We start from the raw sequence: 8,549 nt of genomic DNA, 5'->3' as shown, positions 1-8,549 counted from the left end.
CGTTTCCTGTCGTGTTTGATTTAGCGTCGCCTTCTTTCGAGTTCCTCTAACTTTTTTAAGAATGCATTTTCCGCCCGAAGTCGCTCAATTTCGTACTCCATCTCCTTCATCTTGAGTTTCTGTTGATCGGCCTCCGTTAACTCTTCCGGGGCTTTCTTTCTCCCTCGGCCATCCTTTAACGCATCCTGACCGCCATCTTCGAACTTCTTCACCCATTGGTACACTTGCTGGTAGGAGACCTGAAATTGCCCCGCTGTCTTATGGTAATCATGCTGATGTGTCAGGCAATACTGGACAATCTCGATCCGTTCCTGCCACGTCGTAGAGCGACCCTTTGTCATAGCTTTTGCTTCTCCTCTATAGGCTTTTAAGCTGCTATGACCATTATACTTGTTAATCCAGTTGAAGAGTTGCCTTGTACTTGCAATCTTATATTTATCGATGATCTGATACTGAGACAATCCCCCCTCGAGGTAATCCTTCACCGCTCGGAGCTTAAGCTCAGCACTATAGCTTTGAAGATGCGTACGGCGCTCCAGCCCTTCATACCCATACGTCTTGTACCGACGCTGCCATCTCATTAAAGTCGTCTTGCTAATCCCATATTTCTTCGCGGCTGCCAGAAAACCAATTTCCCCATTCGATACTTCTTCGAGAATGGCGAGTTTCTCCAAAGCAGTATATTTTCCTCTAGACATGAAAAAGCTCCCCTCACAGTAGCAGGCTTTTTATTATTTCACCTGTCTACCGTATGGGGAGCATATCAGAAGTGGCTGCCGTCTTCTCAACTAACAGGAGGATAATTCAGTCACTTTGCGAATTTAAAAACTAAAGAGCTTAATAATACATATTACGATTATAAGGAGTGAAAAAATGAGTACACCGAAACATATCGTTTCTGCAGCGGCAATTGTTGTGAATGAAAAGAATGAATTATTACTTATTAAGGGACCAAGAAGAGGTTGGGAGATGCCTGGTGGTCAAGTAGAAGAAGGAGAATCCTTAAGTCAAGCTGCAATAAGAGAAACAAAGGAAGAATCCGGAGTAGATATTGAAATTATCAAATTCTGCGGAATATTTCAAAACGTAGGAAATTCAATTTGTAACACCCTATTTTTAGCGAAGCCAATAGGTGGAGAATTAATACAATCATCAGAAAGTTTGGAGACGGGATTCTTCCCGCTAGACGAAGCACTAAAAAAGGTTGAATGGAAAGATTTCAGAAAAAGAATTGAGTACTGTTTAAAACCTGAAATTCAACCCTTTTGTATTGAGTTTAATGATGAGAAGAATATATGATATCTCAAGAAGCCGTAGGCAACATCTAACAACGTATTCACGCTTCGAGGAACAATTACGCTCCCTCGGTGAACGATAGTTGAATTAAATTCATTTGACGGGGATAAATATGAAAAGAATTGTACTTATAGGTTCTGGAGGTTCGGGTAAATCAACTTTGGCGCGCGAGCTGGGCGGGATTTTATCAATTGAAGTTCATCATCTGGATGCAATTCTTTGGAAACCTGGCTGGATTAGCGCGCCCAAAAACGAGCAAAAAGATGTTCAAGAGAAACTTGTAAGTCATACAAGTTGGATTATCGACGGCAATTATGGAGGCACAATTGACATTAGACTGCAGGCAGCTGATACGATAATATTTTTTGATCTGTCGAGGTGGATCTGCATGATCCGCGTGCTGAAAAGAAGGTTCCAGTACCGCAACAAGAAAAGAATTGATATGGCTGAAGGTTGCGAAGAAAGAGTCAGTCTGGAATTTATAAAATGGGTCTGGGAATACCCTGAGAAACAAAAGCCAAAGATCTTAGAAAAACTCCAACGGTTATCAAATGAAAAGAAAATCATTATTTTGAGGTCTCCGAAGGACGTACGTAATTTTGTAACAAATGTAAAATTATTAAAGTAACGGGTACGATAGTTGAACACCGAAAGGGCTACCGCGTCCGCGTGGTAGCCCTTCGTTATGCTGCGATGACAAACTCTATGGACATTTTTAAAGACCAGAACACTGGTTTCCGAATTATGGTAATATTAGTTGGGGTAAGGTACTAAGATACTGTACTTAACTATAAGGAGGAGAAATATGAAAAACCCTACAAACCTAATTGTTGGATTAATTGCGGTGATATTATTTCTAGTTTATCAAGTTATTGATCTTAAAAATGAAATAAATAGTAATTCAGGTCCAAATAGAAATGTGAGTATGACAGGTGGATTGCATCTAAGTCAAGTTTCAAATTCTTCGGGAAGTACAGCTGATGGGTTTTGGTTGTACAAAGAAGATGAGAAGCAAGTTTATTTTTTCAGATATGATAAAGTAACAAATAAAATTGAAAAAATAATGAGTTCTATTTATGAACAACAGTAGAGAATTCAACTAACGGGTACGATAGTTTAATCCATGAATAGATTGCCGCGAAAAAATACGACACAAAACTGTTATTTAAGCAGTTTTGTGTCGCTTTTTTATTTAAGCAATGTTGTGTCTTGTATTAAAGCAGTTTTGTGTCGTTGCACAATAGATTGCGTAGATTCAGAGTAGGGGCTATAAAAAATAACCCTTGACTGCACTTTGGGGTTATATAAGTTAATCCTTACCGATGGGGCTAGTATGACTCATAATAAAACTATCAATGATTATTCATTAATGAATCGAGGTGGTTAGCCAGATTCTTTCTCTGTTGAGGGTTTAGCTGATGGATCAACGCCAGTAAAGGCATAGCATTGGATATGAGATTCAAGATCAAACCGACTTGGTCATCTGGCAAGTTCTTGAGTGTGTTAAGTAGCTGCCGCACTTGTGGATCGTTGTCCAGTAAATCCTTTGGGTTAGGTGGTAAAACATCGTACAGCGTGATACCTAATGCATCACATATTTTCAGCATGGATTCTAAGTTGGCAAATCGTTCGCCGCGTTCAATTCCGCTGATGGTACTTTGGGATGTTTTCGAAAGCACCCCTAATTCATTTGTGGTTATGTTCTGGCTCTTGCGATAGTGCTTTATTATTTCACCAATATGCCCTTTAAGATCAACCATTATGGGTTCCTCGCTTACGTGGGATTTGTATCTTAAAGAAAGGATCAGACAACTTTTTAACTGTTACTCAACGATTAGATGACTTGTTTGGAACTGATATTGCGGAGGATTCAAGAAATCGGCTTCGAATGATATTGGACTTTGATCCTTCAGTATTAGAAGCTTTTTTTGCATCAAGGGTATGCTTAGTCGAAGGCGTTTGTGAAGTTGCAGCGATTGAGGCAGTTTCGAAAAAGCTGATTCAAAGTGGGCACCTGTTAGAGAAAGATTATTTATTAGCTCGAAGAGATTTGGTTGTTATCAATTGTCGCGAAAAATGGACGATACGGGCTTTTCAGCGAGTTCTGAATGGTTTTAACGTTCCTTATATTGTTGTTCATGATTCAGATCAGGAGGGGGAGACAGGAGCCAATGCAGCTATATTAAGGGAGTTGACTGGTGACGAGAACAAGAGACATTGTCACTTTCCTAATTTTGAACAGCAAATTTTTTCAGAACAGTGGACTAAAGATAAGCCATGGAAAGCCACAAGAAAAATACTTAGCATGGAACAGCTAAGTGATCCTTTACTTAACTTTTTTTATTTTGTTACTGGAATAAGCCCTCCACCTCAAATAGCAGCAATAAATGAAGCAGCAACTAGTTGATGAAGCAAATAGCTTTCAGAAAGTCTTAATTATAACCATAAAATATACAGAGAATCTCAATTATAGACATGATAAGTCTCAATTGTAACCATAGAATTGGCTTTATTGGTGACTTTTTAGTCTCAACTATAACCATTACGCACAAGGAGATGTGAGTAATAGTTACGACTGAGACCTATTTTATTAACGAATGAGACTTTTTATAGCTACGATTGAGACTATAATATTGCCCGTCAGATCAATTTGTTGATCTGACGGGCTTTTTTTAGTGTTTATCTATTCAAGGACTAATTTCGGTGCTAGTAGGAATCGATGAGTCGGGGGAGATCCAGCCGCTCTTTTCAGAAATCATTGAACATTCGTAATAATAGTGAATACGAATCGTATAAATATGAGAGAAAAATGATTGAATCATATTACGTCAAACAAATCCATTCTTTCAGATGATGATATAAAAAATATGATTGAAAGGGATTGATACTAATTATTGAATTATCGGCCTATGCAGATGAAATTTCGCCGGATTTAGAAATTCAAATGAACGTTTTAGACTCGGAACATATCCGTTATATCGATTTGCGAAGCGTTGGGAGGCAAGAAATTCTCGACCTCTCGGATGAAGAGATCGCTGATATCAAACGGCGCTTGGATGAACGCGGATTTAAAATTCATAGCATTAGCACACCAATTGGCAAAAGCAGCATTACAGAGGATTTTTATCCCGATCTAAAAAAGTATAAGAGGGCGATTGAACTTGCAGAACGGTTCGGTACGCCTAATATACGGATTTTTTCTTTCTACACTCCCAGCGGGGAGGACCCTTGGGATTACCGCGATGAAGTACTTCACCGTATCGGGTTACTGGTCCGGATCGCGGAACGGGAAGGAATCGTCTTAATGCACGAAAACGAGAAACTGATCTATGGAGATAATGGCGAACGAATACGGGATCTCCTTCAATCGATTAACTCTCCACATTTACGTTTGGCATTTGATCCGGCCAATTTTGTTCAATCCCAGGTGCTGCCGATGACAGACGCCTATCCTCTGGTCGAGCCCTATATCGCTTGGGTGCAAATAAAAGATGCTTTAGTAAATACCGGAATAAATGTCCCGGCAGGAAAAGGAGACGGGCAAGTACGTCAACTGCTTCAAGCGCTCAAGCAGAAAAACTACTCCGGTTTTATATCGGTTGAGTCTCATCTGCAGCCGACAGGCAAGTATGAAGGACTCAGTCAGCCGCAATTGTTTCTTGTAGCGGTAAAGGCTGTGAAAAGGCTGTTGGACGAGGCGGGGATCCCTTGGCGTATTCCCGAGTCCTGCCCTCCTATAAGACTTCCCGGCTACCTGGATCAATGGATACCGGTCACGTCTCTGGAACAGATGTCCCGCACTGCGTATGACGTGCTTATTGTAGGAAGCGGAGCCGGTGGAGGGGCAGTTCTTTGGAGGATCTGTGAGAAGCTGAAAAACGACGGATTACGGGTTGGAATGGTTGAAGCAGGAGACTTGCTTCTGCCCACCAACGCCCGGAATATTGCTACATTGGACGGGAAACGCTTGGATCAATTCATCTTTAATCCCAAAATATCCATTCCCGAGTCTTATCCAGAGTTTCCCGCGGCGCGTCAAATGTTCGCGTTAGGAGGCAGAACTCTCATCTGGGACGCCAATAGTCCCCGTAATCATCCTGCCGTCTTTAAGGACTGGCCGGTCAGCAGCCGGGAAATGGATGTATACTACACGATTGCGGAACGGGTTATGAACGTAACCAAGTCTTATACCAGCAGCTCGCCATTCACACAGACGCTGCTAGGCCGGCTTAGGCGGAATGGATTTACGGAAGCGACGGAAACCCCGAGAGCTCTAAATCTGCAATCCGTAAGAAACGGACAAATCAACTCTGACGTCTTTTTTAGCTCGATTCTCTTTTTGGCCGAGGCCTTAAAGCACCGTAGCTTTGACCTCGCTCTTAACGCAAGGGCGGTTCAAGTCCTTACCGAGAAGGGAAGGGCATGCGGAATTAAGGTCATGGACCGGTTGCATCAAACCTTTGTTTTGAATGCAAAAAATATCGTCTTATCCGGAAGCACCTTTGAAACGCCGCGCCTACTTCTTCATTCGGGTATCCGGGGGCAAGCAATAGGACATTATCTGATCGATCATGCGGCATTAAGAGCATCGGCCTCCGTTGTTCGTCCAGAGTCGCAGGACGGTGCGGGGCCGCTTTGGATTTTGATTCCTCCGACCAATCGCTACCCGTATCAATTCCTCATTTCGGGCCAGGAATCAAGCGATTCAGCCAAAGAAAGAGCAATCATCATCAGGGGCTATGGTTCCCTCAAACCGCGATTTGAAAATCGTATTGAATTGGATGAAAACAGAAAAGATGAGTTTGGCGTTCCCAAGCTGAAAGTCCATTATTCTTATACGATAGAAGATAAAGCAACCATTAACGGAGTATCCGAAACCATGAAATTAGTGCTTTCAGCGCTTCACGTCGCCAAAGTTACCGATGAGATTTGCCTAAGACTGCCTGGAGACGATCATCATGAATCGGGAACTTGCCGAATCGGCGATGACCCGTCCACCTCTGCTGCGAACCGTTACGGCCAAATTTATCATATATCCGGACTTTATGTAGCAGACAACAGCATGCTGCCTTCCCTCGGCGTCGCCAATCCGACTCTCACAGTGGTAGCGCTGGCGATCCGTACAGCCGATTATATGATGGAAACAATGAATAATCGAAAGATCTAAGGGAGACGAACGATGAGAATATATGTCACTAATGACAAGGATACTCTTAGGGAGATAGCCGTGAAATATAACGCGAATCTGCAAGCAATCCTGGAACGGAATCCTCAAATCACGGATCCGGACGCCAATATTCCCGGTATGCCTATCCAAATCCCGCCCCATTCATCTGCCGGTGCAGCGTTTGAAGCTTACCCTTTTAGGCCGTTGGAATCGTACGATCCGGAGGAGCATTGGATCCCGATCACCTCGCTTGAGAAAATGTCGCAAACGGAATACGATGTACTGATTGTCGGTAGCGGAGCCGGAGGTGGCGCAACCTTATGGAGATTATGCGAACAATGGAGAAATAACGGAAAGCGGATCGGAATGATTGAAGCCGGCAATCTCTTAGTGCCTACACACATAGCTAACATCCCAACCTCTAATGTCAACCAGGTGGGCAGGATTTGGAATAATCCTAAGTATGCCAGGCGAATTCAAGTCGCTATTCCAACAATAGGAGTCTCCCCGATTCCGGTGGATTATCTGATCTCAACTGTGTTAGGAGGGAGAACGCTGCATTGGGGCACTTCATGCCCCCGTATGGATCCATCTAGTATCTCTCATTACCCTGTCACCCCTCAGGAAATGAACAAGTATTACAACATTGCCGAACGGGTGATGAGCGTCACTCCGTTCTTGACCGCCGAATCCGCCATACAGGCAATCATGCTCGATCGATTGCAAAATAAAGGGCTGATCGATGCGATGTCCTGTCCCCGGGCTGTCGATCTTCAGCAGACGGAGAACGGACGGATTCATTCGAACGTTTTTTTTAGCTCGATTATCTTTTTGGCTATGGCTATGAATTGGAAGTCCGTTGATTTGGCGGTGCAAGCGCATGCTACAAAGGTGCTTGTCGAGAATCGGCGGGTTACCGGCATACAGGTCATGTCTTCACAAGATAAAAAATCCTATGAGCTTAAAACCAGGACGGTCGTCTTATCGACGGGCACAATGGAAACGCCGCGCCTTTTGCTTTATTCCGGTATTCAAGGAGAGGCGATCGGACGGTATCTGACCAACAATTCCAGACTGGACGCCTCAGGTGTCGCTGCAAGAGCCGAATTTCCGGAGGATACGGGATTGCTTGATATATTGCTGCCCCGGTCTGAAAATCGTCCTTTTCAATTGCAAACGGATACCCTTAATTTTAACCAATATAAGGAATCTCCGTTTTCGGAGTATATTCACTTTCGTCTTATTCCTTCAGGCACGGTCGAATCGCGCTATGATAACCGAATTACCCTTGATCCCGCGAGAGAGGATGCGTTTGGGATACCTGAACTGCAGGCTCACTTCTCTTATAGCGAAAAAGATTTTGAGATCATTCAACGGATGGCTGAATTTGTAAAGCAGGCTGCATCAGCAATGAAGGTTACGTTGACAAGAAATGATGCGCAATCGGAGTTCTTCATAAGACCTGCCGGAGGAGAAAATCATGATACCGGAACCTGCCGGATGGGAATTGATCCAGATACCTCGGCGACAAATCCGTATGGCCAGATCCATGGTATTACCGGCCTTTATGTAGCTTCCAACAGCGTCATTCCCTTTACAGGCGGCACAAATCCGACTCTCACAACTGTCGCTTTAGCTATACGTACAGCTGATCATATCATGAAGAAGTTAAGTGACTAATGATTGGAGCGAATACCTTATACATCCGTGCGCCTGGCCAGAGGTAAGGAGATGATCCCCTTGCCTCTTTATGTTAACTAACAAGCAACTTTCTAACTTTTTCTAAGTTAATATTTTTAGTCAAATATAAGCTGCGATTGTGCAGATATTGAAGGTTACGAATAAAGCTCGTCAAATAACGCCACTGCCAATTATAAATAAATGAGATGAAGTCTTGTCACACGTTAGAATAAGAGTACGGCACTAATATGTCGTGTACTTTCAGGAGAAAGAGGATTTTGACCTTTTCCGTGTACCAAAACCGCCTGCCGTCCGTTATCGAAAGCTAAAGGAATTCTTGGATCCTCGTTCCACTGCCCATGCTTGGAAAAGCCTTGATAAGCGGATGGAAAGTTTCGACAAGAAG

Annotated in this window: 8 protein-coding genes; 6 read left to right on the top strand and 2 right to left on the bottom strand. The window is 43.2% G+C overall.

Annotated features, from left to right (window positions below):
- Positions 1 to 20 precede the first annotated feature (20 nt).
- Positions 21 to 698: a transposase gene (locus AC0YNZ_RS23670; RefSeq protein ID WP_475828950.1), complete on the bottom strand. Its 678-nt coding sequence runs from the start codon at positions 696 to 698 to the stop codon at positions 21 to 23.
- Between the two features lie 175 nt (positions 699 to 873).
- Here AC0YNZ_RS23670 and AC0YNZ_RS23665 point away from each other — a divergent pair, with 175 nt between their 5' ends.
- From AC0YNZ_RS23665 to AC0YNZ_RS23655, 3 genes are all read left to right on the top strand, one after another.
- The gene (locus AC0YNZ_RS23665) at positions 874 to 1,299 is read left to right on the top strand and encodes an NUDIX hydrolase (RefSeq protein WP_475828949.1); all 426 of its coding nucleotides are present in this window, start codon (positions 874 to 876) and stop codon (positions 1,297 to 1,299) included.
- Between the two features lie 109 nt (positions 1,300 to 1,408).
- Positions 1,409 to 1,924: a DNA topology modulation protein gene (locus AC0YNZ_RS23660; protein WP_475828948.1), complete on the top strand. Its 516-nt coding sequence runs from the start codon at positions 1,409 to 1,411 to the stop codon at positions 1,922 to 1,924.
- Positions 1,925 to 2,101: 177 nt separating this feature from the next.
- Positions 2,102 to 2,386, top strand: a complete 285-nt coding sequence (locus AC0YNZ_RS23655; RefSeq protein ID WP_475828858.1) for a hypothetical protein — start codon at positions 2,102 to 2,104, stop codon at positions 2,384 to 2,386.
- 262 nt (positions 2,387 to 2,648) lie between these two features.
- Here AC0YNZ_RS23655 and AC0YNZ_RS23650 read toward each other — a convergent pair whose 3' ends face one another.
- Entirely contained in the window at positions 2,649 to 3,056 is a 408-nt protein-coding gene (locus tag AC0YNZ_RS23650; protein WP_475828947.1) for a helix-turn-helix domain-containing protein, read from the bottom strand.
- 83 nt (positions 3,057 to 3,139) lie between these two features.
- On the opposite strand from AC0YNZ_RS23650, the gene AC0YNZ_RS23645 reads away from it, so the two are divergent.
- From AC0YNZ_RS23645 to AC0YNZ_RS23635, 3 genes are all read left to right on the top strand, one after another.
- Positions 3,140 to 3,703 carry a TOPRIM nucleotidyl transferase/hydrolase domain-containing protein gene (locus AC0YNZ_RS23645; RefSeq protein WP_475828946.1) on the top strand — a complete coding sequence of 188 codons (564 nt, stop codon included), beginning with the start codon at positions 3,140 to 3,142 and terminating at the stop codon, positions 3,701 to 3,703.
- A 474-nt stretch (positions 3,704 to 4,177) separates the two neighbouring features.
- On the top strand, positions 4,178 to 6,463 hold the full coding sequence (locus tag AC0YNZ_RS23640) for a TIM barrel protein (protein WP_475828945.1): 2,286 nt from the start codon (positions 4,178 to 4,180) through the stop codon (positions 6,461 to 6,463).
- A gap of 12 nt (positions 6,464 to 6,475) precedes the next feature.
- Entirely contained in the window at positions 6,476 to 8,143 is a 1,668-nt protein-coding gene (locus tag AC0YNZ_RS23635; RefSeq protein WP_475828944.1) for a GMC oxidoreductase, read from the top strand.
- The last annotated feature ends 406 nt before the right edge of the window (positions 8,144 to 8,549 follow it).

It is taken from the genome of Paenibacillus sp. J2L1-98, assembly GCF_056269405.1.
This window is presented reverse-complemented; position numbering and strand designations above follow the sequence as displayed.

Excerpts from the sequence above, each read along its gene's own strand:
- AC0YNZ_RS23670 (WP_475828950.1), bottom strand. The coding sequence starts at position 698 with ATGTCTAGAGGAAAATATACTGCTTTGGAGAAACTCGCCATTCTCGAA.
- AC0YNZ_RS23665 (WP_475828949.1), top strand. The coding sequence starts at position 874 with ATGAGTACACCGAAACATATCGTTTCTGCAGCGGCAATTGTTGTGAAT.
- AC0YNZ_RS23660 (WP_475828948.1), top strand. The coding sequence starts at position 1,409 with ATGAAAAGAATTGTACTTATAGGTTCTGGAGGTTCGGGTAAATCAACT.
- AC0YNZ_RS23655 (WP_475828858.1), top strand. The coding sequence starts at position 2,102 with ATGAAAAACCCTACAAACCTAATTGTTGGATTAATTGCGGTGATATTA.
- AC0YNZ_RS23650 (WP_475828947.1), bottom strand. The coding sequence starts at position 3,056 with ATGGTTGATCTTAAAGGGCATATTGGTGAAATAATAAAGCACTATCGC.
- AC0YNZ_RS23635 (WP_475828944.1), top strand. The coding sequence starts at position 6,476 with ATGAGAATATATGTCACTAATGACAAGGATACTCTTAGGGAGATAGCC.